The 1,076-nt window shown below is 72.2% G+C and carries 2 protein-coding genes and 1 pseudogene; all 3 read right to left on the reverse strand.

The features are described 5' to 3' along the window. Positions 1-23 precede the first annotated feature (23 nt). Positions 24-317: a V-type ATP synthase subunit F gene (locus ACTFO6_RS17270; protein ID WP_439935672.1), complete on the reverse strand. Its 294-nt coding sequence runs from the start codon at positions 315-317 to the stop codon at positions 24-26. A gap of 2 nt (positions 318-319) precedes the next feature. Beyond that, the gene (locus ACTFO6_RS17275) at positions 320-658 is read right to left on the reverse strand and encodes an ATP synthase subunit C (RefSeq protein WP_439935673.1); all 339 of its coding nucleotides are present in this window, start codon (positions 656-658) and stop codon (positions 320-322) included. Positions 659-690: 32 nt separating this feature from the next. Then, positions 691-1,076 (reverse strand): annotated as a pseudogene (locus ACTFO6_RS17280) (ATPase); the annotation flags it as partial.

Raw genomic sequence — 1,076 nt, forward strand, 5'->3', positions numbered from 1 at the left:
CAGCATTTGCTCGAGCGCGCTGCTCATGGCTCCATGCCGAGCTGCAGGCGCATGGCGCGTCCCAGGTCCAGCGGCGCCCGGCGGCCGCGCACGTCGGGGATCACGAGGACCAGGGGTAACGGCCCGGCGAGAGCGCGGGAAAGGAGGGGGGTGGGGATGCGGGCGGCCACCTCGGCGGTGACCAGCACCAGCGATGTTTCGCCCAGGGCGGATTCGAAAAGCGGCGCTTCCTCGCCGGGAGGCGGCGTCCGGGCGAGGAGGCCCGCGAGCCGGAAGCCGGCGGCGCTCACTTCGTCCCCGATGAAGATGGGCACCATAGTCAGGCGAGCCGGTTGAGGATCAGGATCGAGACGATCAGGCCGTAGATGGCGATCCCTTCGGCCAGCCCCACCAGGATGAGCAGCCGGCCGAAGAGCTCCGGCTTTTCCGCGATCGCCCCGACCGCCGCGGCACCCACGTTGGCCACTGCGATGCCGGCGCCGATAGCCGCGAGCCCGGTCGCCGCCCCGGCGCTGGCGAAGCCCCAGCTCAGCGCCTCGCCGCTCACGGCGGCGCCCGCAGCCGCCTCCGCCGCCAGGGCCCAGGGTCCCCACAGGAGCATGCCAGTGAGAGCACCCAGTACGGCGCAAACCACGGTGAGGGCGATGGCTATCTTCATTTTTCGCTGCACGCAAGCCTCCTCGATCGGGGTCAATAGGGCACGGCCAGGGGGCGGAACGGGCGGCCCTCGCCGCGCAGGAACCGGATGAAGAACTCGAACAGCACGAGACGGGTGGTCTGGATCGAGACCACCAATCCCTCCAGCAGGATGATGAGGGCGTTTCCCAGCGCGAGAACCACCGGCGCCGCGCCGCTGGCGGCCTCCGCCAGCGCCATCGTCGCCGAGCCGAGGCCCGCGTGGGCGAGGGCGAAGGCGCCCACCCGGGCGAAGGAGAGGGTGTTGAGGGCGAGCTGGAAAGCGCTTTCGAGGGCGCCGCCGAGGCCGCCGGGGAGGCCGCTCCAGCGGCCCTCGCCCAGGGCGTGCCCGGCGGCGTACCAGACGAGGCCGCCGAAGGCCGCCCAGAGCAGGGCTGGCT

It is taken from the genome of Pelomicrobium sp. G1 (genome assembly GCF_051905455.1).
Taxonomy (GTDB): Bacteria; Pseudomonadota; Gammaproteobacteria; order Burkholderiales; family UBA6910; genus Pelomicrobium.